This is a genomic window from Arthrobacter sp. MYb213, assembly GCF_002979915.1.
Lineage (GTDB): Bacteria > Actinomycetota > Actinomycetes > Actinomycetales > Micrococcaceae > Glutamicibacter.
The window spans coordinates 1-21,373 of sequence record NZ_PCQA01000003.1; the positions used below are offsets into that span (position 1 = coordinate 1).

Genomic DNA, 21,373 nt, shown 5'->3' on the forward strand with positions numbered 1-21,373 from the left:
TTATATATCCACCAAATTAAAAATAATTCGGTATCAACAAACTTGGCACACTATTGAGTTCTCAAACAACAAACACTCTCGACACCACAACCACCAAAACTCGGTGACTGCTTCGCTCCGGAGCAACTTTTCAACTCTAGCATGTTTCGTGAACCGGTCATAACCAGTCGAAACGCCTTGTGAAAAGCTCTTTGCTACCGAGTGAATTCTTCATGTATTCCACGTTGTTTTCGTTTCGGCAACAAAGAAAAACTATACATAGGTTTTCAGGTTCGCACAAATCGGGGGGCCGCGTTCTAGGTCACATTCAGATCCCTGTTCTAATCTGGGCTTATGAGCGACCTTCAAACACTCCTCGGATACCGTGAACCAATCTTTAACGCATCGATGGCCGGAGCCGCTGGCGGTAAGCTGGCCGCCTCAGTGAGCGCCGCCGGCGGGGTTGGGATGATCGGCTGCCCTGCTTCACCTACCGAAGAATGGATCTCGGCTCAGGCAGCGCACCTTGCCTCAACTGATTCTCCTTGGGGAGTTGGTTTCATGGCTTGGTCATTAGAAAACGACCTGAGCCCGTTAGAAACGTTCCTCAACTACGACCCCTCATTGGTCGTACTGAGTTTCGGAGATCCCACGAGAAGTGCCGCGCTAGCCCATGAGGCTGGGGTACTAACCGCCATGCAGGTTGGAAACGCCAAGGATTTAGCTCGTGCAATGCACGATGATATCGATATTGTCATCGCGCGAGGCGGTGAGGGAGGCGGCCACGGCCGCAACGAAGCAGGAACTCTTTCACTACTTCAGTTAGCAACCGCGCAGAATCGTAAGCCCGTCATCGCAGCTGGCGGCATCGGCACCGCACGGGGAGTTGCCGCTGTCCTATCGGCAGGAGCCGAGGCAGCTTGGATAGGGACACGCTTTTTGGCCTGTACGGAATCCTGCGGGCATCAGAACGTTAAGGCTGCGGTACTGGCAGCTGGCCTAGATGACACCGTCTACACCCGAGCATTTGATATCGCTCAGCAGCTACCTTGGGCCGAAGAGTTTGGCGGTCGGGCGTTAGACAACGACTTCAGCCAGCGTTGGTCCGGGGATATCGCTGGGCTTCAAGTCGTTGCCGATGATCCCCTGCGTGAACAGATGCTAACTGCCCGCGCGCAAGCGCAGGTTGCCATGGCTCCCGTGTATGCCGGTGAAGCTGTCGAGTTCGTCCAGGGAGAGCAAAGCGCTGCACAGATCATGGAAGAACTAACGCAATTCCGGCAGATCTTGGCACAGACTGCACGGCGCTTCGGCTAATTAGATCGGCTGGTTGTCGATCAACCGCACGCCGCCAACCTTTGCCGCCACCAAGATGAGAGCTTCACCGGTAAAGGGTGTGTCCTGGCAGATGAACGCCAGCTCTTGGAGGGTATGGGGATCTACCACTACAAAGTAGTCGAGCTGTACAGCGGGTTCCATTTGGAACAGACCCAAAGCATCGTCGATATTTAGTGGTTCATGGCGTGCCGCGCGCGAAGCAATTAATTCGATCGCGCGATGCAGAACTAATGCTGCTTCCAACTGCTCGGCGTTGAGCAACGCGTTGCGGCTGGAGAGAGCCAGACCCTTGGCGCTACGTACGATGGGCACCGAACATAATTCCACCTGGTAATCCAGGTCTGCCACCATCCGCCGAATCAGCGCTAGTTGCTGTGCGTCCTTCTGCCCGAAGTATGCGCGATATTCGCCCTGCCGAGGGTCGGCCAGATGCAAAAGCTTTGCAACGACGGCGAGCATTCCATCAAAGTGTCCGGGGCGTGAGGCGCCTTCATACATTTCACCCAAGATGCCGCTGTGTAACTGAATGAGCGGTTTGCCAGCATGGTAGATTTCCTCGGCCGATGGCGCAAAGACAATATCAACCCCGGCACGCGTAGCCATAACGAGATCGGTATCCAGATCTCGCGGATAGTTGGCATAATCCTGCGCATCATTAAACTGCAGTTCATTGACAAAAATCGAGATGACAACCAACTCGTTTTCGGCACGCGCCTTGTCAAAAAGCCGCTCGTGGCCTTCGTGCAACGCCCCCATCGTAGGGACAAAGCCCAAGGACTTCGGGTTGGCATGCGCAATCGCAGACTTCAGCTCTTCGCGAGTATGAACAATCATTGGGGTCATCACGGACTCTATTCTAGAACCTGCAACAATTCTTGGAGCGTGGCCTGAGAAATTCGGCCAAGAGCCGCGGCCCGCATGGCGGTAGCCCGGGACAGGCTGCGGTAGCTGTCTTGGGTATCTGGTTGGTCTTTAGCCATTGAGGCAAGATGCGCCTGCACGGTACCTACATCGCCGCGGGCCACAGGGCCGGTCAATGCCAAAGCCCCGGAGCGTAAGGCATTGTCCAGACTCGCACTCATCAAAGCACGCAGGGTAGCCGACGGATCCTCCACGCCAATGCGGCGCAACATATCAGCGGATTGCGCGGTAATAGTGTTCAAATGATTTGCCGCATGCGCCAGCGCCGCATGGTAACTAACACGATCTTGCTCGGCGATCACCACCGGCTCCCCACGCATCTCCACCACCAGTGCCTGCGCGACCGGGAGCATGATTTCATCTGCGGTGACCGCAAAAACGCAGTCGGTCAGCCGGTGCAGGTCCATAGACATTCCGGTGAAGGTCATCGCCGGGTGGATCGCCAGACCGAAGGCCCCGGCTGCTATCGCGGGCTCCAGAATCCCAATGCCATACCGCCCCGCGGTGTGCGCCACCAGCTGCCCGGTGACAAAGTGCCCGCCTGCGGCTAGCCCCTGAACGAGTTCACCCAACACGTCGTCTGGAACCGCAAAGATCACCAGCTCGCTGCGTCGCAAGATTTCGGCCGGATCGAGGATCTGAACTCCCGGAAGCAGCGCGTCGGCACGCTCTCGAGAGGCTTCGGAGACCGCGTGGACTCCGGTGATGCGGTGCCCGGAGGCCGCCAGCGCGGTGCCAAGAACAACTCCCACCTTCCCGGCGGAGATGATTCCAATACCTAAGCGTGGTGCGTCCATGGGGCTACCTTTCAACCTGGCGCTGCGCTTGCGCCGCAAAAAATTCGCTGGCTACCGACGCGTCTAGCTGATGCAGGTACCCAATAATCGTGCCACCGGCGCTATACAGTCTGACCCCGGCAAGGTCGTGGCGACGTTCCCACGGACCCTGTTGCCAACCCATCCCCTGGATTCTGTTGTGCGGCACGAAGGCTGCACTGCGCGAGAGCCAGCCGAAGCGCGTGATGACACAATTTGGTGTTGCAAGAAAAGCCTGATGTTTCCAAGCTCCCGGGGAAAGCGTTTTGGCTCGCAGCGGTGAATTGATAAAACCGTGTGCGGTGCCGGTGGTGATGGCAGTCAACAGGACCTCGCGCTGATTTTCCGCGCCGAGGTCCGGTAGCAAGATCCCCATCACCTGGGTGACTGCATTAAAATCGCCGACCGGAAGCACCAAGAGGGTTGAAAATTCCTCATCACCCACGCCCAGCGCATTGACCTCTACCCGGTACCAACCAAGTAGTCGCCAAAAGGCCGGCGAGCTGACCTGGATCGACTGCACGCGCCCTGCAGGCAAAGACTGTTGTTTGGTATCGGCCAGCCCATGACTGATCCGCAACCCGGTATCCGTGGCGCTGGCGCTGAAATTCCAGGAGTTATTTAGCTCCTTGTAGAACCAACCGCCAAAGCCGAGCAGAATCGGCAGCAGGCCGGCAACAAATGCTCCGTTGCCGGTGATACTCACGATCCCCACGGTCAGCGCTCCGAGCAACCCGATGATTGTCGGCACGCGCAACAGCAAGGAAGCAAGCAGGCGTCCGGCTGGCACCTTGGCCATCAGCGGAACCGGTTCCATGGCCTCGGCCTGTTCCGCGTGTTCGCTCGGCGCGGCGACCTCTCCCTGGGCCAAGGCCAGGATTTCGGTACGTAACTGGTGCGCGTGGGCCTTACGTAAAAATGACAGGCGCATCACCGAGGCTGAACCATCGGCCACATCAAAGCGCAGCTCGGCTAATCCCAGCAGGCGCGCCACCAAGGGTTGGGCAATATCGATTCCCTGCACCTTGTCGATGCGTGCCTGTTTTTGGCTGCGGAAGATCATTCCGGAATTCACGTAGACATGAGTTTCGCTGATCTTGTAGCGGGTGAAATACCACGACAGCGCATAAAAGATGAGCACCAATAGCAGCGCTGCCGAGCCGATGGCCACGGTCCAGGTCAGCCGACTACCGGAAAACCGGTCCTCCCAGGACAACTCGTCGGTATTTTGCCAGTACACCCACAACAACCCGACGATGGCCAGCCAGCCGTGCACAAAGGGACTTGCCGGGTGTACTCGCTGCCACTCATTCACAGCAGGTTCGCCTCGCCGGCCGCGACCAAACGTTCACGAAGCTGCTCACCGGTTTCTGCTCGCAGCCCCGGAATAACAGCGGTGGCCGCGCCGGCCGCGGTATTCAGCGTCAGCTTACACAGACCATAACGGCGTTCCACCGGGCCAGAGGTCACTTCCACATACTGCATCCGCCCATAGGGAATGACCAGCTGTTTACGCCACAGCACCCCGGAACGGACCATGAGGTCCTCGGCTCGTTCTTGGTAACCGAGGGCTCGAACCTGACGGCGCAGGATCCGCAGAACCAGCAGCGCAATCCCAATGACGAGTATCGGGGGCACGATCACCAGCCACCAGGGCACGAGGAGGCCGCACAGGCGCAGGATCAACGGCAGTAGCGCGACCAGCAGGTAGCAGCTGCTCTGGATCGACCAGTTGACCAGCTTAACCTTGAAGTAGTCGGGGTCTACCGCGGTGAAATTATTCGGTAACGATTCCATCGGTGTTTTCATCGGTGTCCTCGGGCGGTAGTTTGCAAAGGTGCTGAACGATGTAGCCGATGATCACCATCAGTATCCCGGAGCCGGCCAGTACCAGCGCACGAGTCAGCGTGGGGCTCGGTCCGGAAACGAACACTAAGGTAATCAGCGGGGCTAGGTGCCAGCCGGTTATTAATGCGCCGGCATAGGCTGCGGCCTGGGCGAGCACTAGGGTACGGGCGGCGGCTATCGGATCAATATGCGATCGGCCCAGCGTGGAGCGTTTGACCCGAATACCCAGAAAAAGTATGACCGCGCAAACCGCCCCGAGGGAGAACAGTGCCGTGTAGTCCAGCACCGGGGAGAATCTGCCCGCGGCGGTGAGCAGGCGTAACGTTACCCAGCCCAGCACGCCACCAAGCAGCATGCACCAGATCAGCGTGCGCAACTTAAGCCGGTTCATAGCCTGACGATGTCCTTGGTGTCCGCGGCCGACTGAGCGAGTCGGGAAACCAGCTGTCCGTGCAGTACCGCATCGGCGTCCATCCAGCTCCACGGAGCCAGCACAAACCCGCGAATATGCGCCCGCGGGTGAGGTAAGGTCAAGCGCTCATCGTCTAGTTCAAGCTGATCATAGGTGATCAGGTCCAAATCCAGCGTGCGTGCTTCCCAGCGCACCTGGCGGGTACGGTGATGATTCGCTTCGATACGCTGAATTAAATCTAGTAGTTCGTGAGGCCCTAGGGTGGTGCGCACCTTGATGACCTGATTGGTGTAATCGGGCTGATCCGGTGGTCCGCCCACGGGTTTGGTGATCGCCACCGGGGAAGTTTCCAAAATTTGCACATGCTCGGCAAGTTCTTCGATCGCCGCGCGCAGGGTGCCTTGGCTATCGCCAAGGTTGGCACCCAGCGCAATAATCGCGGTGTGCAACTGCTGGTGCCGGGTCAAGGCGACTGAAACATCCGAGAAAGGCACCGGGATCGGCGCCTGTGGTTTGTGCACCACCACATCTACGGTTGCCACCGTCGGCCAGGTGCCCAAAATTGCCTCGGCGATCTGCAGGCCGAGCTTTTCAATGAGATCCCAGGGGCCGGCTTTAATCTGCTCGACAACCAACTGGCTCACCGCACCGTAGTCCACGGTGTCAGCAACATTGTCGCTGAGCGCGGCTCGGGTGATGTCCACGTGGAGCACGACGTCGATGCGGAATTCCTGGCCTTCGCGCTTCTCGAAGTCGAAGACTCCGTGATAGCCGGTGGCGCAAATTCCGTCGATACTAATTCGATCCATAAGCCTTCACGACTTCCAGCGCGTCGCGGCTGCCTGCCACATTGTGTACACGCACCGCCCAGACGCCGTCGCGGGCTGCCAGCGCGGTGGTTGCAGCGGTGGCTCCATCGCGTCCTAGTGGTTCACGCGGGGTGCCACCATCGGCCAGTAGTTCGCCGAGGAAACGCTTGCGGCTGGTGCCCACCAGTACGCGGTGACCTAGTTCTTCGACCGCCGCCAGATTCGCCAGCAACGCCCAGTTATGCGCCGCATCCTTGGCGAAGCCCAATCCCGGATCGATGATCAGCTGTTCTGGCTTGACGCCCTTGGCCACAAATTCGTCGCGTAGCGTGCGTAGCTCGGCCACCACCTCGGTGACCACGTCGGTGTAGTTCGCCTCGCGCACCATATCCGCGGCGGTACCGCGACGGTGCATGAGTACGTAGGGGACGCCGGTTTCAGCGATCAGTTCGGGCATACCCGATTCGTAGGTCAACCCGGAAACATCGTTAATCAGGTGCGCCCCGGCAGCGATTGCCGCGCGGGCGGTAGATACGTGCATGGTGTCCACGGAAATCACCGCACCGGCTTTGGCCAACGCCTCGATGACCGGAATGATCCGCGCCTGCTCCAGAGCCGGATCAACATCCTTGGCTCCGGGGCGGGTAGATTCACCGCCGACGTCGATAATGTCGGCTCCGGCGTACAGCAACTTCAGGCCGTGGTCCAGCGCCTTGTCGATGGCCAGATACTGCCCGCCATCGGAGAAAGAATCCTCGGTGACATTCAAGATTCCCATCACCAAGGTACGCCCGGTAGGCAGCTCTGCGAAGCTTTTGCGCTTCGACTTACGGACCACTGACAACGGACTGGTGTTCGGGCCGGTGCCCGGGATAGCTCCAAGTGACATAGGTTTTACCTTCCGAGGATTAGGCTCATGGCTTCGGCACGCGTCGCGGTTTCACGCAGCTGGCCGCGCACCGCACTGGTGACCGTCTTCGCTCCGGGCTTGCGCACCCCGCGCATCGACATGCACATATGCTCACATTCGATCACCACGATCGCGCCGGAGGGTTCTAGGTGTTCCACCAGAGCGTCAACGATTTGTGTGGTCAAACGTTCTTGGACCTGCGGGCGGCGGGCGAAGACCTCGACCAGGCGCGCCAGCTTACTGAGCCCGGTGACCTTGCCGCCCTTGCCCGGGATGTAACCGATATGCGCGGTCCCGTAAAACGGCACCAGATGGTGCTCGCAGGTGGAGTAGAACGGAATGTCCTTCACCAACACCATCTCATCATGTTCGATGTCAAAGGTGGTGGACAGGTGCTCGGCGGCGTCCTGATGTAAGCCAGCAAAAAATTCTGCGTAGGCCTTCGCTACCCGCTTGGGGGTATCGAGCAAACCGTCGCGGTCCGGATCTTCGCCAATGGCTTCAAGGATTTCGCGGACCGCGGCGGCAATACGCGGCTGGTCGATCTTCGTCTCTTCAATCACGACTTCGATACTAGTCGGTTGACTGCGCCGCGCGCTCCTTTGGACTTAATATCGGTCCTTCTTCGTGGACCGGACGTGCATCATTGCTCAACCAAACCTCACGCTTCTCGCGCTTAACCAGGTCGACGAACAAGTCCGCGATTTCTTTCTGGTTCAGCGTTTCGCGTTCCAGCAAGGCCAGCGCCAAACGGTCCAGCACGTGACGGTTCGCGGTCAGCGCCGAGTACGCGTCGTCGTGCGCCTGTTCGATCAGCGCGCGCACCTCTTCGTCCACCAGGTGCGCCATCTCCTCGGAGAACTCGCGGGTGGCGGTACCCATGCCCTGTGCGGCCGCCGAGGAAGCCAGACGCACCGCGCCGACCTTCTCGCTCATGCCGTACTCGGTGACCATCTTGCGGGCGGTATCGGTAGCCTTCTCGATATCGTTAGACGCGCCGGTGGACGGATCGTGGAAGACGATTTCCTCGGCGACGCGGCCACCCATGGCGTAAGCCATCTGGTCCAGCAGTTCGTTACGGGTCACCGAATACTTATCGGATTCCGGAACCACCATGGTGTAACCCAGCGCGCGACCACGCGGCAAGATGGTGATCTTGGTGACCGGTGCGGTCTGGTTCATCGCAGCGGCCACTAGCGCGTGGCCACCCTCGTGATACGCGGTGACCTTACGCTCGTGCTCGTCCATCAGGCGGGTACGCTTCTGCGGTCCGGCCATCACACGGTCGATAGCTTCGTCCAGCGCACGGTCGTCAATCAGGTTTGCGTTCGAACGCGCGGTCAACAGCGCCGCTTCGTTCAGTACGTTGGCCAGGTCGGCACCGGTGTAACCCGGGGTCTTCTTCGCTACCGCATGCATGTCAACGGTCGCATCCATTGGCTTGCCCGCCGAGTGAACCTTCAGGATCTGCTCACGGCCGGCGAGGTCAGGTGCTTCTACCGGGATCTGACGGTCAAAACGTCCCGGTCGCAGCAGCGCCGGGTCAAGCACGTCCGGACGGTTGGTCGCCGCGATCAGGATGACGTTGGTGGAGGCATCAAAGCCGTCCATTTCGACCAGCAGCTGGTTCAGCGTCTGTTCGCGTTCGTCGTTGCCGCCGCCGATGCCGGCACCACGGTGTCGACCTACGGCGTCGATCTCATCGACGAAGATAATTGCCGGCGAGTTGGTTTTAGCCTGTTCGAACAGGTCACGCACGCGTGAGGCGCCAACGCCGACGAACATTTCAACAAAGTCGGAACCCGAAATTGAGTAGAACGGCACCTGTGCTTCGCCGGCAACAGCCTTGGCGAGCAAGGTTTTACCGGTACCCGGAGGACCGTAGAGCAAAACGCCCTTCGGGATCTTCGCGCCCAAGGCCAGGAACTTCGCAGGCTCTTGGAGGAACTCTTTAATTTCATGAAGTTCTTCCACCGCCTCGTCCGCGCCGGCCACGTCCACGAAGGTCACCTGTGGCATGTCCTTGGTGATGAGCTTCGCCTTGGACTTGCCGAACTGCATCACCTTCGAGCCGCCACCCTGGCTACGCGCCAGAATGAACCAGAAGATGCCTGCGATCAGGATAAAGGGGATGATGATGCCGAGCATCGACAGCAGCCAGTTGTTTTCCACCGGCTGATCGGTGAACTTGCTCAGCTTGGCTTCGTTCATCGCGTCGACCACTTGATCGGCACGGGGAATGGAGTAGTAGAAGGAAACCTTCTTTCCCTTGTCCACCCCGTCGACGTTGAGCGCGTCGCGCAGGGTCAGGTCTACTCGTTGATCTCCGTCGAAGATCTTCGCTTCGGTGGCGTTACCGCTGGTTAGTTGGTTCAGCCCTACGGAGGTATCCACGCTTGCCGAACCGTTGCCAAATACCATCGGCAAGAACAACACCATTGCGGTGACACCGACCAGGACCCAAATGATCCAGCTGTTAAAAATCTTCTTAGTTTTCATCGATCCGAAAGGTCCCGTACCTTCCGCATCCCCCTCACGCGTTCTGCCGGCGTCCGGGCAACGCCACCTTCGATACAGTTCAACGCCCAAGTGGCGTTAAAAGTTCCCTACTCGTAGATGTGCGGAGCCAAGGTGCCCACGCAATCAAGGTTGCGGTACTTTTCCGCGTAATCCAGACCGTAACCAACCACAAATTCGTTCGGGATGTTCATGCCGACGTACTTCACGTCGATTTCTACCTTTGCGGCTTCCGGCTTGCGCAGCAGGGTGCAAATTTCTACCGAGGCTGGGCCACGGGATTCCAGGTTCGCCTTCAACCACGACAGGGTCAGGCCCGAGTCGATGATGTCTTCAACGATCAGCACGTGCTTACCCATCAGGTCGGTGTCCAGATCCTTCAGGATCCGAACTACGCCGGAGGACTGGGTGCCCGAACCGTAGGAGGAGACCGCCATCCAGTCCATGGACAGGTGGGACTTCAGCGCGCGGACGAGGTCAGCCATGACCATCACCGCACCCTTAAGCACGCCGACCACGAGGATGTCGCGTCCCTCGTAATCCGTATCGATCTGCGCTGCCAGCTCCTCAATACGAGCCTGGATTTCTTCCTTGGTATAAAGGACATGCGCCAGATCGGCCTTGACAGTGTTCGAATCCACGAGGGTTCTCCTGATTCTTGAAAGGTGGGGTACTCAACTAGAGTGCCACATTTAGTTTAGTGTTGTTCATCCGGTGGTGGTGAAAACTATCACCGACGAGCGCCGAAACGCGCTAATTTTCCCGTCTAACTGCACCGGACCGGCGGAACGTGACTTATTCGTTCCCACCCCGGCCAACGCGCAGAGAGCCGAAGTTCGTTCGCTGCTCAGGTTCCGTGCCCCGGCCTCGATAGCCGCCAGGCGCAGTACCCGCGAGCCAACTGCCGGCGGAAAACTGTGAAGAACTCGCAGGTTTAAACCCTGAGTTCCGCGTGACTGTTCCCAGGCTTGATGCGACCACGCCTCCAGCGCCTCGGCATCCGCGGCCGCCAGCCGCGCAGTGCGGGCCAGCGATTCGGTCAGCTGCCCACCAAGTTGCTCACGCAGAAATGGGAGCACTGTGTGGCGGATGTGATTCCGTCGATAAGCGGTGTCCGTATTACTTGGATCTTCCCAATAATCGACCGCGGCCCGCCGGCAGATCGATTCGGTGTCGGCTCGTGTTAGTTCCAGTAGCGGCCGCGCGTAGCGGCCGCGGATGGGCGGAATACCGGCCAGCGTTCGAGTACCAGATCCGCGCAGAATTCCTAAGAGCACCTGTTCGGCTTGATCATCCTTGGTGTGTGCCAGCAATAAGCGTTGCGCCCCGGATTCGCTCAGGGCTTGTTCGAAGGCGGCATAACGCGCGGTTCGCGCCGAGGCCTCGTCACCGCTGGTACTCACGGTTTTGATCTGTACCTGTTCGAAACCCAGTTCGGTGCATTGGCTCGCGGCACGCTGCGCTACCCGGTCACTACCTGGTTGCAGGCCGTGATCCACGATCACCACCCCAAAGCGGGTATCGCGCAGTAGCTGACTAGCGGCAATCGCCAGGGCCATCGAGTCGGCCCCGCCAGAGATGCCCAGCAAGGTGTGCGGCTCCGCGAGCCGGTTGATCTGGTTGCGGGCCAGATCGATGGGTCGACTCATCGAGTACGGGCCAGCCAGAGCGCGGGGTTATCGAGTTCTTCGGAACTCGGGAACAGCTCGCGGGCACCGAAAATAGTGTTAAATTCCGCGTACCCGATCTCATCAACTAGGTGGCGCACGAACTTCGCGCCGCGCTCATACTGGCGCGCCTTGGCGTCCATGCCCAGCAGTTTGCCAATCCAGGTGGCCCATGGTGAACGATTTTTGCCTCGGGCGGTAAAGCGATTTTGGATGGTCTTGATGCTTGCGATGCTTGAAACATCGTTCATCACGACCATGGCATGGCCTTCAAGCACCGACATGATGCTGGTTAGTTCCCCGACCTCACTACGCATGGATTTCACCCGTGCACCGATGTCATTCATTGAGTTTGTTTTCTCACCCAAGGGCTCAAAAACCTCGGCGAGAATCTGCTTCATCACCACGGGAATCCACGGGGCGTGTTCAAACTGCAACCGGTGAGTCTGTTCGTGGGTGGCGATCCATAGGTAAAAATCGCGTGCATTTAGGTTCAGTTCGCCACGGATTTGGGTGATCGTTGGGGCGTTGAGTAGCAATCTGGGGCCAGCGAAAGGATCAAACTGGCCAAGCACTCGGGTGCCCAGAATGGAGAGTACCGCGCCGAGCTCGGCGCCGGCGATCAGCGGTAACGCGCTGGGAGTGTTTGGTAGCTCGGGAAGCATCGCCGCGAAGTTCTGACTGACCGCCTTAGCCCAGCCGCCACGGTCCACCACCAGGGTTTGTGAGGGTGCGGTGCTGGTCAGTTTCGAGATTTTCTCCGCCTCGTGCAACCCCTGCCCGGCGGCGATACGCAGCTCCTCGACGATTCGCGCCGCCTGTTTTCCGCTGAGTGCCGGTCCGGCGGGCATCAAGGTTTTGGCCGTGCCGACCGCGAGGTCCCAATCGATGAACTGGCTCATGAATCTCTCCTACCGGCAACCGCATCCGCGCAGGGCGGTGACTGCCTGGTCGATAGTTTGTTTATGGGGCGCCAACGCTCCGTCAGGTTGCGTGGCAAAAATACTGAAGGCGATCAGTCGACCGTCCTCGGTGAGTGTCATTCCGGTCAGTGTGGCCACCCCAGACAGTGACCCGGTTTTGGCACGCACCAGACCCAGCGTTTGTTCCGAAGTCAGCCGATTCATCAGTGTTCCGTTGTAGCCGGCTACCGGTAGGGAATACACCAGTTCGCGCAGTTCAGGTTTGCCGCTGGTGGCCGCTGCACGCAATAAGGTGGTCAACGCGGCTGGTGAAATCTTGTTGCTAGCCGCTAATCCGCTGGCATCCACCAAAGATATGCCAGTTGCGCCATATGACTCGGCGACCTGTTGCACCGCCAGACCGGCCTGCTTCGGGTCGAGCTCTTTTTTCACCGCAACGAGTCGACCCATGGTTTCGGTGAGGTAATTATCCGAGACCAGCAACATGTGCTTAATCTGATCGCGTAGCGGTGCGGAGAGTACTTGCGTGATTTGCTCCCCGCCGCCGTAAGCCCCGCGGCCGCCTTCACTGACCCGAACCTCTTGGCTCAGCGCTGCGCTAAACACCTTGCGCACCTGCTGCGCAGCATCTGATTGATAGGCCGAGCGGGTGCTCTCGGTGGCACGTCCGGCATAGTGCGCTATCGGGTAGACGTCGCCAATATTGTTCGAGGTGAACAAGGACTTGTCCCACGCCGGATTAACCTGCGCGTCGCCGAATAGTGAATCGTCTAACCAAAGTTTTACTTCACTGACCCCACGCGCCTTGAGCTCCTTAGCGGTCTGCTCCGCCAAGGTTGCTAGCCCCGCATACCCTTTGGGATGTGCCGGATTCGATTGACCATCACCGAGCAGCACGTCACCACCGCCACGCAGCACCAAGGTATCCCCGTCCAACCAGACACTGGTCGCTAACCGGTGATCCCCTCCGAAGGTATCCAAGGCCGCCACCGCGGTGGCAACTTTCAAGCTTGAGGCCGGAGTTCCGGGGGTCTGCGAGTTTTTGTCGTAGAGCATCTGGCCGCTAGCAACGTCGACCACCTGTGCGTTAAATGAGGTCTTATCGGGCTTGGTAGTCAGGATCGCGTCCAGTTGCGCGGTAAGTTTTGCCTGATCGGGAACCGGCGCTTCGGGGTTCAAATCCTTCACGGTGACCGGCTGTGTCTCCGGTGCTTTTCCCTGCGCGCTCACGTAATGTGCGGCTGACTCACCGGTGAAGGTCCGAGGCGAGAGGAACATCGCCGTGGCCATGCCCACCACTGCTAACAGCGCCGCTCCAAGCGTCATGACGCGTCGGAAGGCAATGTTCATGTGAGCAGGTTCCTCTCGAAAGTTTAGCTACTTAATCCCTTAGGGGCGCTACGCTTATTAGCGGATATCCCTAAGACTAGTTTAGGAGTGTGCTTTTTATGCGCCACGACGTGACCATCGAGATCCCAACGGGATCACGCGTCAAGTACGAGATCGACCACGAGACCCACCGCTTGCGCCTGGACCGTGTGCTCTTTACTGCCATGCAGTACCCAACCCACTACGGTTACTTCGACGATACGCTAGGCGAAGATGGCGATCCTTTGGACGCCATGGTCTTCATCCCAGGCGTCGATTTGATCCCTGGCGTCATCGTTGAATCGCGCCCTATCGGCGTATTCAACATGACCGATGATGGCGGTGGAGATGCGAAGCTACTCTGCGTCCCAACCGACAAGCGCTTTGATCACATCAAGGAACTTGAAGACATGGATGAGTACTTGATCAAGGAGATCGAGCACTTCTTCTCCCGTTACAAGGACCTGGAACCGGGCAAGTGGGTTAAGGCCGAGGGCTGGGAAGGCCGAGAGGCTGCCGAGGCCGAGCTGGCACGCTCCATCGAGCGCTTCAAGGCTTAAGTACGATCAAAGGGTGGGCACCATGACGGTGCCCACCCTTTGTTAACCCCTCTCGAAAGGTCGCAGATGCTCGACGCACTTGTACTGCCCACACCGCTGACCGCGCTGGTTCAACTGCGCCGCGCCGAACCGGGCGACTTAGCGCAGCTGCTGGAACTACTCAGCGATGACCCACTCAGCGCTAGCCGCGAGGCACCTTTTTCGCACGATGCCGGTTATGCACGCGCACTGGCACAGATCATCGCGGATCACGGAAATGAGCTCATTGTTGGTGTGCAAGGTGACCAAATCATCGCCATGTTGCAGCTGACTCGGATTCCCGGAATTTCTCGGGGCGGCTCCACCCGGCTTAATGTCGAGGCGGTGCGTGTGCGCGCGGAGCAGCGCTCTAGCGGGCTTGGCACGGCACTGTTGCGCTGGGTCATTGACCAGGCCGCACCCGCCTGCAACGCCGACCTGATCCAACTCACCTCGGATAGCTCACGGGCCGACGCACACCGTTTTTATGAGCGACAGGGGTTCAGCGCCTCGCACGTGGGATTTAAGTTACGTCGCTAAAGACCGAGGGCGGTTTCCAATACTGGCTCATCGGGCAGGTTTTCGACTTCGCGCAGCGTTCGCTCCACCGCACGGGTGCGTGTTCCAGCGCTTTGCACGGTATTTTGCGCCGCCGATAGCTGTTTGCCAAGCTTGTCCCACACATCACCATATTTGCGGAATTCGGCTTTCGCCGCGGAAAGTACCTGCCATACTTCGCTGCTGCGCGCTTCGATTGCCAGGGTTCTGAACCCCATTTGTAGCGAGTTGAGCAGGCTCATCAGCGTGGTGGGCCCGGTGACCAGCACTCGGTGTTCGGTTTGCAGTTTACTGGCCAGTCCCGGGCGACGCACGACCTCGGCAAAGAGCCCCTCGGTGGGCAGATACATGATCGCAAAATCGGTGCTGTACGGTGGGGCGATGTATTTGGATGAGATCAATTTAGCCTGCTCGACAATTGCCCGATCCAGCGCCTTGCTGGCCTTCTCGATGGCTTCCTTGTCACCCGATTCCTGGGCATCCAAGAGCCGCTCATAGTCTTCCTGCGGCAGCTTCGAGTCGATCGGCAAATACACCGGAGTTTCATCATGGCCCGGCATCTTCACCGCAAATTCGACGCTGTCCCTGGTTTCGGGTTTGATCACCACGTTCTGCGCATACTGCTCCGCGGTGAGAATATCTTCGAGCTGACGTGAGAGCTGCACCTCGCCCCAGGTGCCACGGCTTTTCACATTGGTCAGCACCCGTTTAAGCCCGCCAACATCGGCTGCGAGGTTCTGCATTTCACCCAGGCCCTGTTGCACCATTTCGAGCCGTTTGCTCACTAGTTCGAAGCTTTCACCGAGCCGTTTCTCTAGCGTGCCCTGCAGTTTCTCGTCGACGGTTTCACGCATTTTTTCGAGCTTTGCCTCGTTGCCGACGCGCAGCAGTTCCAACTCTTCGCGCAATGCAGCTTGTAGTTGACTGTGCATCAGCCGATTGGACTGGCTCAGCGAACTAATCTTGTCATCCACGGTGGCGCGGATCGTCTCCAACCGAGCCTCATTATCGCGGCGAACCTCGCCCAATGATTCACGCAGTTCTCCACGCTGCGCCCCCAGATCCTGCCGTAACTCGCCGTGGGTGGCGCGCACTCTGGCGGCGATCGAGTCTTGATCCACGTTTCCGGTACGACGCACCAGTAGCACCATGGTGCAAAGCACGAGGAAGATATTGAGCAGCAACAAGACGATATTCATGTACCCATCACTACCAGCGCCTTGGGACATAATGGGTTAATGCGCATTCTTGTTACCGGGTTTGAGCCCTTCGGCGCCGATACCAGCAATGCCAGCGAGCAAACGCTGAAGCTTCTGCCACAGACGGTGGGTGGGCACCGGATCCACACCGGTGCGCTGCCGGTCTCTTTTAAGCGCAGCGCTCAGGTACTCGATGAACTGATTGCGATGCACGTGCCCGATGTGCTGGTGCTTTTGGGCGAGGCCGGGGGTCGCCGGCAGATCAACCTGGAACGCTTTGCGGTGAACCAGATGAGCGCGCGCATCGCCGATAACGACGGCGCCCAACCGGACGGCGAGCGCATCGAGCCAGCGGGCCCTGCCCGGCGCACTGCCACGCTCACGGTCCCCAGTGAGCTTTCGTTCAGCGAGGATGCCGGTCGTTTTGTCTGCAACAAGATCGCCTACCACGCCTATGGTTTAGCGCTACCTGCCCAGTTCATTCACGTGCCTGCGGTACGCCCGAACCAGCAGCGCGCACTAGTTGGCGCGGAGACCGACGCCGGCGCCCCGGTGGACAGCGAGCTGACCGTGGCGCAGCTGGCGGCTTCGCTAACTCAGTATCTTCAGGACATTTGTTTTCACTACGCGCCCCGTAGCTAGTTACGGTTAACCTATGAGCCTGACAAACCTTTCCCCGCGCCAGCAGTTTGCCGCCGGCCGAGTCCCGCTGCGTTTAGCTAGTTTGTTCGTCGGGCTACTGCTCTTCGCGTTGGCGATGGCGTTGATGGTTCGGGCAAATCTCGGTGTTGACCCGTGGAATGTGTTCCACCTGGGCATCAGCCACCACGTGCCACTCTCCTTGGGCAGCATCGTGATCATCGTCGGGGTGATCATGTTGCTGACCTGGATTCCAATGAAGCAGTGGCCCGGGGTCGGCACCATCGCCAACGTTTTTGTCATCGGTGTGGCGCTGGACGTTTTCCTGCTGATCCTGCCCGAGTTTTCCGGGCTGGGCTGGCAAATTTTGTGCCTCATCGCCGCGATCTTGATCAATGGGCTGGGCGGCGCCATGTACATCGGTAGCCACTTTGGGGCCGGCCCGCGCGACGGGCTGATGACCGGGCTGCATCTGCGCACCGGGTTAAGCATCCGGCTGGTGCGCACCAGTATCGAACTGCTGGTGTTGGGCATCGGCTGGCTGCTGGGCGGCCCGGTAGGCCTGGGCACCGTGGCCTACGCGCTGTTGATCGGCCCCTCCACGCAGTTCTTCTTCCGCTTCACCATCATCAAGTTGGCCCCGGGCAAGCTAGAGCGAGTCAACTGACAGCTCGCTCAGCGCGGCGAGCACCATGGCCTGCACACCGCGGGTCAGGGTCGGTTCGAGTACCGGGGCGAACAGCGGCGAGTGGTTTCCCACCATAGTCCCTCCGCCTAACAGCCAGAAGGTGTACGGGATCCCAAAGGCATCCGGGATTCTACTGAAATCCTCCGAGGCGCTTTGTCTGCTGGCGGTGCCCACCTGCCCGAAGTACTTTTCAAATGCCTGACTCACCTGTGCGGTCACCGGCCGATCGTTGGTGGTCAGCGGGAACTGGTCGTAAAATTCAAACTCGGGCTCCTTCGGCGATCCGGCGGCCGCGCATTCACCACGCACGATCCGTTGAACCGCGTTGATCAGCGTGTCACGTACGGCGTTGTCATAGGTGCGCAAGTTCAGCAGCAGCGTGGCCCGGTCGGCGATGATATTGGACTTCGTGCCCACCTGGAGCGAACCGATGGTGAGCACCGCAAATTCTCCCGGAGCCACCTCGCGGGAGACCACCGCCTGCAAGCGCATCACAATCGAGGCGGCCAGCACCACCGGATCCACCGACAATTGCGGCGTCGACCCATGAGAGCCGGCGCCATGCACGGTAATGCGGATCGAGTCTCCGGCCGAAAGCACCGGGCCAGTGACCGTTTGTAGCTCACCGGCCGGTAACTGCATCACATGCTGCGCAAAGGCTACGTCGGGTGCGGGGATCTTGTGGACCAGGCCGTCGGCAATCATCGCCGCCGAACCCTGCGCGGTTTCCTCGGCCGGCTGAAAGAGCACAATATACGTTCCGGACCACTTAGCGCGGTGCTCGGCCATCAGCTTTGCCGCACCGAGCAACGCAGTCACATGTACGTCATGCCCGCAGGCATGCATCACCCCGTCATTTTGTGAGGCGTAGTCCAGCCCGGTGGCCTCAGAAACCGGCAGCCCGTCCATATCCGCACGAGCAAGTACTGTGCGCCCGGGACCATTGCCCAGCACGCCAACTACCCCGGTGCCGCCGATACGTTGCACCTGATAGCCAAATTCTTCGAGCTTGCCGGCCACCAGCGCACCGGTGCGGGTCTCTTGCAGACTGAGTTCGGGATGCCGGTGCAGATCCCGATAAGTTTCATGAATCGACTCAAGTTCGGTGTCGAGTTCGGCCAGAACCTCGCGTGCGGTTTCCATACAGTTCCCTTTCGGCAGACAGTTCTCAATATATGCCCGCTACCCCGTCGGCGAAAGAAAACACGTCATGTTCGCCGGTTACAGGACAAACCGCGCACCTCGGGCAATACTTAAACCATGTTTGTCCTCGCGCTCAGCCCTAAGCCGCGCTCCGTCACCGACGTGCAGGCGGCCACCGAACTTTTGTGGGACCAGCTAGATCAGGTGCACACCCACGCGCCGTTTATGGCACTGAGCGGTCAGTTACTGCTCGGAGTCCCGCACGATGCCCACGGCGCCATCGATGCGATCATGCGCTGCGCCAGGCTGAACTTCTGCCACATCGGGCTCGGCGTAGGCACGCTCTACGAGCCTGTGCCGGCGCAGGCAGACCTGGTCGAGGGCAAGGCTCAGCGTCGCGCGTTGGGTGCCTTAGAAGCGGCCACGCACCGCGGCGAACGCGTACCTATCTCCGTGTCCTGCGGAGACCCAGACCTCGACCTTGAGCTCGAAGGCTTATTACGCCTGCTCGGCCAGTCCGTGCGCACGCGTAGCGCCGCCGAATGGGCCGTGGTGGATCTACTGACCCCCGGGGTGCGCGGCCAGCAGAAGGCCATTGCGCAGGTTCTCGATGTCACTCCGCAAGCTGTCTCGGCCGCCATCGTGCGCTCCGGATATCACGATGAGATCGACGCCCGCGGCGGAATCGCACGATTGCTGGAGCTAGCCGACCAGCTTTAAAGCAAAAATATTCGAAGACATTTTCGAACAAGAAGCGTATAATAGAGGTATGTCCGAAGCAATGGCGCCAAGGAATCGCCCGCCCCAAGCAGAGTTTTACCCGGTCGCAAATGACCTGGTGACTTCACCGCGGCGCGAGCCAACTCAAAGCAACGCGCAACGTGCGGCCGCTAAACATTTCCAGAAAATTGCGAACTACGAAAAAGAAATCGCTCGACTTCGTAGCAAACAAGCAGCGGAAAGCTATCAGGCCGAAAAAGAAATCGTGCGCGAGAATGAGTACCTTGGAACCTCTTGCAACGACCTCACCCGCGGGGCAGCAAGCGCCGTGGCTTTAGCCCGGCAACAGGCACCCAACGGATTTCGAAACTACTTGGTCAACTGTCGAGTCTTGGCAGAAGACACCCCCTACCTCCGGCAGCACTTTGCGCAAGGCAAATTCACCGAGCAGCAAATATTGGCGATCCTCACGCCACTGCAAGAGGTCAAAGCCGAACGTCGCGCCGAATTTGATGCTGCTTTCCGGGACAATCCGGAAATGTTTGAGTCTCAGGGGCCAAAGCAGATTGGCGAAACTGTAAAACGTTTCACCTTAGACTTCGCCTCCGATGAGCAATGTCTAAAAATGAAACAGCAAGATTCCAAGCGCTACGTTCACCTCAAAAGGGGAAAGGACTGCGTTCTCATCAACGGCAGACTGCCAGTTGTCTCCGGCACAGCGTTACAGATGCACCTGCAGCAGGAGTCTTACCGCTTGAAGCAACTTGGAGATCCCCGCACTAGGGAACAGATCAAAGCGGACCTTCTGTGCACTTACCTACTCGCAGGTCGTCCGGAAAAACTACCGATTCAGTTGCATGTCGGCCTAATCATGACCGACAAGACGCTCTTCCTCGGCGACCGGGAACCTGCTTATATGGAAGGTTATGGCTACGTTCCGCCGCAGTACGCGCGGGAGCTCATTGCCGGAAGCGCTATCGCAAACGAGCTGAGTTTCGCTCAAATGGAAGCTGGCAAAGCCGACGACCATTTGGATCGGTTAGAGACGCTACCCGACCTTATTCGCCTCTATACGGCACCCGGGGATAAAGAATTAATCGCCATGGATTCCAAGGCTCGTATCTTCCCGGAAAAACTTCGCCGCTTCGTAAAAATTCGTGACAGGCATTGCCGCACCCCATTTTGCGATGGCAAGATCACGGAAATTGACCACGTATTGCAGCATCATTTGGGTGGCCCCACAGATGTAGACAATGCAGATGGTCGGTGTTCATCATGCAATAAGGCCAAGGAGAGTCCGGGGTGGATTGAAATTGTGGCGCTCAAGGGGCCTCACACTATGCGTGTGAACCCCGGCTCCTCGATGACCTATCGCTCCACCGCACCACCGGCAACGGGATACGCACATAATCCATTTCCACAGTTGATCTGTGATTCACAATGGATACGTCGGGTGAAGCGCAGGCTACATACCCAGCAAGATTCAAGCAGCCCCGGGCCCTGACTAATCCTGCAAGAGTCCTTCTAGGACGATCGCTAGGCCGTCTTCATCCACTGAAGCAGTCACTTCATCAGCAACGATCTTGACTTCTTCTGGAGCTTGGCCCATGGCGACACCGCGCCCAGCCCACTGCAACATCTCGATATCGTTTCGTCCATCACCCACGGCAAGAGTCTGCGACGATTCGAACTCTAATTCGGTGCGCAGACGCTCCAGTCCGCTGGCCTTGGTAATACCTTCGGCTGCAATATCCAACCATGCGGTCCAACCCACCGAGTAGGTTACGCCCGAAAGCCCCAGCCCATGTACTGCCTGACCAAAGTCCTCGGCGGTGGCATCTGTGGAGAAGACCACTACACGCACCGCCTTGCTGCGCAGTAATTCGTCAAATTCGACCACCTTGGAGGTGGCACCAAAGCTCGCATCGGTAAACACATCACTGGAGAGGAACTCGCCGAGTTCATTTTCCACGGCATATTTAGCATTAGGAAGCTGGCGCATCAAGGCAGCCAGGGCCAACGATGGATCAAAAACTTCACGGTGCAAAACCTCAACATCATTGCCGCGCACTCGGGCTAGCACGCCACCGTTACTTGCCACCACGTAACCGTGGTCGATACCCAGTTCGGTCATCAGCGGCACAGCCGCACCAAGCGACCGGCCGGTAGAAATCACTACCTCATGCCCGGCCTTCACTACCTCGCGGGCAACCTCACGCACGCGTGCACTCATCAGTCCCTGATGATTGACGATCGTCCCGTCAACATCGAGGCAAATCATCAACTTGTCGTCATCTAGCCGGTCGTCGTTGCCGGTCTTAGTCAAAATTGTCATAGTTCC

At 58.7% G+C, this 21,373-nt stretch carries 23 protein-coding genes; 7 read left to right on the forward strand and 16 right to left on the reverse strand.

From position 1 onward, the window contains the following. The first annotated feature begins 333 nt into the window (after positions 1-333). Positions 334-1,296 (forward strand): NAD(P)H-dependent flavin oxidoreductase, encoded by a 963-nt coding sequence (locus CQ011_RS07555; protein WP_105676187.1) that lies wholly within the window; start codon positions 334-336, stop codon positions 1,294-1,296. On the opposite strand, the gene panC is transcribed toward CQ011_RS07555, so the two are convergent. The 13 genes from panC to CQ011_RS07620 form a co-directional block, all read right to left on the reverse strand. Further along, on the reverse strand, positions 1,297-2,160 hold the full coding sequence (gene panC, locus CQ011_RS07560) for a pantoate--beta-alanine ligase (protein WP_105676189.1): 864 nt from the start codon (positions 2,158-2,160) through the stop codon (positions 1,297-1,299). Positions 2,161-2,168: 8 nt separating this feature from the next. Further along, positions 2,169-3,035, reverse strand: a complete 867-nt coding sequence (locus CQ011_RS07565; RefSeq protein ID WP_105676191.1) for a Rossmann-like and DUF2520 domain-containing protein — start codon at positions 3,033-3,035, stop codon at positions 2,169-2,171. Positions 3,036-3,039: 4 nt separating this feature from the next. After that, complete coding sequence (locus CQ011_RS07570; RefSeq protein WP_105676193.1) at positions 3,040-4,368, reverse strand: PH domain-containing protein; 1,329 nt, start codon at positions 4,366-4,368, stop codon at positions 3,040-3,042. Further along, a complete protein-coding gene (locus tag CQ011_RS07575) occupies positions 4,365-4,862 on the reverse strand; it encodes a PH domain-containing protein (protein WP_105676195.1) in 498 nt (165 codons plus the stop codon). Before CQ011_RS07575 ends, CQ011_RS07570 begins: the two co-directional genes overlap by 4 nt. Continuing rightward, positions 4,831-5,292 (reverse strand): DUF3180 domain-containing protein, encoded by a 462-nt coding sequence (locus tag CQ011_RS07580; protein ID WP_096254299.1) that lies wholly within the window; start codon positions 5,290-5,292, stop codon positions 4,831-4,833. Before CQ011_RS07580 ends, CQ011_RS07575 begins: the two co-directional genes overlap by 32 nt. Continuing rightward, the gene (folK, locus tag CQ011_RS07585) at positions 5,289-6,122 is read right to left on the reverse strand and encodes a 2-amino-4-hydroxy-6-hydroxymethyldihydropteridine diphosphokinase (RefSeq protein ID WP_105676197.1); all 834 of its coding nucleotides are present in this window, start codon (positions 6,120-6,122) and stop codon (positions 5,289-5,291) included. Before folK ends, CQ011_RS07580 begins: the two co-directional genes overlap by 4 nt. Continuing rightward, the gene (gene folP / locus CQ011_RS07590) at positions 6,109-7,011 is read right to left on the reverse strand and encodes a dihydropteroate synthase (protein WP_105676199.1); all 903 of its coding nucleotides are present in this window, start codon (positions 7,009-7,011) and stop codon (positions 6,109-6,111) included. Before folP ends, folK begins: the two co-directional genes overlap by 14 nt. 5 nt (positions 7,012-7,016) lie before the next feature. Next, positions 7,017-7,595, reverse strand: a complete 579-nt coding sequence (folE, locus tag CQ011_RS07595; protein ID WP_105676201.1) for a GTP cyclohydrolase I FolE — start codon at positions 7,593-7,595, stop codon at positions 7,017-7,019. Between the two features lie 10 nt (positions 7,596-7,605). Next, positions 7,606-9,531: an ATP-dependent zinc metalloprotease FtsH gene (gene ftsH / locus CQ011_RS07600; protein ID WP_105676203.1), complete on the reverse strand. Its 1,926-nt coding sequence runs from the start codon at positions 9,529-9,531 to the stop codon at positions 7,606-7,608. A 107-nt stretch (positions 9,532-9,638) separates the two neighbouring features. After that, positions 9,639-10,190 (reverse strand): hypoxanthine phosphoribosyltransferase, encoded by a 552-nt coding sequence (hpt, locus tag CQ011_RS07605; protein WP_096254304.1) that lies wholly within the window; start codon positions 10,188-10,190, stop codon positions 9,639-9,641. A 66-nt stretch (positions 10,191-10,256) separates the two neighbouring features. Beyond that, positions 10,257-11,198, reverse strand: coding sequence for a tRNA lysidine(34) synthetase TilS (gene tilS / locus CQ011_RS07610; RefSeq protein ID WP_105676205.1), 942 nt, complete (start codon positions 11,196-11,198; stop codon positions 10,257-10,259). After that, positions 11,195-12,118 (reverse strand): zinc-dependent metalloprotease, encoded by a 924-nt coding sequence (locus CQ011_RS07615; protein WP_105676207.1) that lies wholly within the window; start codon positions 12,116-12,118, stop codon positions 11,195-11,197. Before CQ011_RS07615 ends, tilS begins: the two co-directional genes overlap by 4 nt. Positions 12,119-12,127: 9 nt before the next feature. Further along, positions 12,128-13,489 (reverse strand): D-alanyl-D-alanine carboxypeptidase/D-alanyl-D-alanine-endopeptidase, encoded by a 1,362-nt coding sequence (locus tag CQ011_RS07620; RefSeq protein ID WP_105676209.1) that lies wholly within the window; start codon positions 13,487-13,489, stop codon positions 12,128-12,130. 98 nt (positions 13,490-13,587) lie between these two features. Between CQ011_RS07620 and CQ011_RS07625 the strand changes: the two genes are divergently transcribed. Both CQ011_RS07625 and CQ011_RS07630 read left to right on the forward strand, forming a co-directional pair. After that, entirely contained in the window at positions 13,588-14,067 is a 480-nt protein-coding gene (locus CQ011_RS07625) for an inorganic diphosphatase (protein WP_105676211.1), read from the forward strand. Positions 14,068-14,133: 66 nt separating this feature from the next. Continuing rightward, positions 14,134-14,625, forward strand: a complete 492-nt coding sequence (locus CQ011_RS07630) for a GNAT family N-acetyltransferase (RefSeq protein WP_105676213.1) — start codon at positions 14,134-14,136, stop codon at positions 14,623-14,625. Here CQ011_RS07630 and CQ011_RS07635 read toward each other — a convergent pair. After that, on the reverse strand, positions 14,622-15,872 hold the full coding sequence (locus CQ011_RS07635; protein WP_286161125.1) for a DNA recombination protein RmuC: 1,251 nt from the start codon (positions 15,870-15,872) through the stop codon (positions 14,622-14,624). The two genes, CQ011_RS07630 and CQ011_RS07635, sit on opposite strands and share 4 nt — an antisense overlap. Before the next feature lie 9 nt (positions 15,873-15,881). Here CQ011_RS07635 and CQ011_RS07640 point away from each other — a divergent pair, with 9 nt between their 5' ends. Continuing rightward, on the forward strand, positions 15,882-16,484 hold the full coding sequence (locus CQ011_RS07640) for a pyroglutamyl-peptidase I (protein WP_105676215.1): 603 nt from the start codon (positions 15,882-15,884) through the stop codon (positions 16,482-16,484). Between the two features lie 13 nt (positions 16,485-16,497). Beyond that, on the forward strand, positions 16,498-17,148 hold the full coding sequence (gene yczE / locus CQ011_RS07645) for a membrane protein YczE (protein WP_105676217.1): 651 nt from the start codon (positions 16,498-16,500) through the stop codon (positions 17,146-17,148). Here the strand turns inward: yczE and CQ011_RS07650 are convergent. Beyond that, complete coding sequence (locus CQ011_RS07650; RefSeq protein ID WP_105676219.1) at positions 17,131-18,312, reverse strand: amidohydrolase; 1,182 nt, start codon at positions 18,310-18,312, stop codon at positions 17,131-17,133. The two genes, yczE and CQ011_RS07650, sit on opposite strands and share 18 nt — an antisense overlap. A gap of 117 nt (positions 18,313-18,429) precedes the next feature. Here CQ011_RS07650 and CQ011_RS07655 point away from each other — a divergent pair, with 117 nt between their 5' ends. Both CQ011_RS07655 and CQ011_RS07660 read left to right on the forward strand, forming a co-directional pair. Then, a complete protein-coding gene (locus CQ011_RS07655) occupies positions 18,430-19,032 on the forward strand; it encodes a hypothetical protein (protein ID WP_105676221.1) in 603 nt (200 codons plus the stop codon). Between the two features lie 49 nt (positions 19,033-19,081). After that, positions 19,082-20,536: an HNH endonuclease family protein gene (locus CQ011_RS07660; RefSeq protein WP_105676223.1), complete on the forward strand. Its 1,455-nt coding sequence runs from the start codon at positions 19,082-19,084 to the stop codon at positions 20,534-20,536. Here CQ011_RS07660 and CQ011_RS07665 read toward each other — a convergent pair whose 3' ends face one another. Beyond that, positions 20,537-21,367: an HAD family hydrolase gene (locus CQ011_RS07665; protein WP_105676225.1), complete on the reverse strand. Its 831-nt coding sequence runs from the start codon at positions 21,365-21,367 to the stop codon at positions 20,537-20,539. It abuts the gene before it with no gap. Between the last annotated feature and the right edge of the window lie 6 nt (positions 21,368-21,373).

Coding starts and splice junctions, on each gene's coding strand:
- CQ011_RS07625 (WP_105676211.1), top strand. CDS start 13,588: ATGCGCCACGACGTGACCATCGAGATCCCAACGGGATCACGCGTCAAG.
- CQ011_RS07660 (WP_105676223.1), top strand. CDS start 19,082: ATGTCCGAAGCAATGGCGCCAAGGAATCGCCCGCCCCAAGCAGAGTTT.
- CQ011_RS07650 (WP_105676219.1), bottom strand. CDS start 18,312: ATGGAAACCGCACGCGAGGTTCTGGCCGAACTCGACACCGAACTTGAG.
- CQ011_RS07630 (WP_105676213.1), top strand. CDS start 14,134: ATGCTCGACGCACTTGTACTGCCCACACCGCTGACCGCGCTGGTTCAA.
- ftsH (WP_105676203.1), bottom strand. CDS start 9,531: ATGAAAACTAAGAAGATTTTTAACAGCTGGATCATTTGGGTCCTGGTC.
- CQ011_RS07635 (WP_286161125.1), bottom strand. CDS start 15,872: ATGTCCCAAGGCGCTGGTAGTGATGGGTACATGAATATCGTCTTGTTG.
- CQ011_RS07655 (WP_105676221.1), top strand. CDS start 18,430: ATGTTTGTCCTCGCGCTCAGCCCTAAGCCGCGCTCCGTCACCGACGTG.
- CQ011_RS07575 (WP_105676195.1), bottom strand. CDS start 4,862: ATGAAAACACCGATGGAATCGTTACCGAATAATTTCACCGCGGTAGAC.
- folK (WP_105676197.1), bottom strand. CDS start 6,122: ATGGATCGAATTAGTATCGACGGAATTTGCGCCACCGGCTATCACGGA.
- tilS (WP_105676205.1), bottom strand. CDS start 11,198: ATGAGTCGACCCATCGATCTGGCCCGCAACCAGATCAACCGGCTCGCG.
- CQ011_RS07565 (WP_105676191.1), bottom strand. CDS start 3,035: ATGGACGCACCACGCTTAGGTATTGGAATCATCTCCGCCGGGAAGGTG.
- panC (WP_105676189.1), bottom strand. CDS start 2,160: ATGACCCCAATGATTGTTCATACTCGCGAAGAGCTGAAGTCTGCGATT.
- CQ011_RS07580 (WP_096254299.1), bottom strand. CDS start 5,292: ATGAACCGGCTTAAGTTGCGCACGCTGATCTGGTGCATGCTGCTTGGT.
- yczE (WP_105676217.1), top strand. CDS start 16,498: ATGAGCCTGACAAACCTTTCCCCGCGCCAGCAGTTTGCCGCCGGCCGA.
- CQ011_RS07615 (WP_105676207.1), bottom strand. CDS start 12,118: ATGAGCCAGTTCATCGATTGGGACCTCGCGGTCGGCACGGCCAAAACC.
- folP (WP_105676199.1), bottom strand. CDS start 7,011: ATGTCACTTGGAGCTATCCCGGGCACCGGCCCGAACACCAGTCCGTTG.
- CQ011_RS07555 (WP_105676187.1), top strand. CDS start 334: ATGAGCGACCTTCAAACACTCCTCGGATACCGTGAACCAATCTTTAAC.
- CQ011_RS07640 (WP_105676215.1), top strand. CDS start 15,882: ATGCGCATTCTTGTTACCGGGTTTGAGCCCTTCGGCGCCGATACCAGC.
- CQ011_RS07665 (WP_105676225.1), bottom strand. CDS start 21,367: ATGACAATTTTGACTAAGACCGGCAACGACGACCGGCTAGATGACGAC.
- CQ011_RS07620 (WP_105676209.1), bottom strand. CDS start 13,489: ATGAACATTGCCTTCCGACGCGTCATGACGCTTGGAGCGGCGCTGTTA.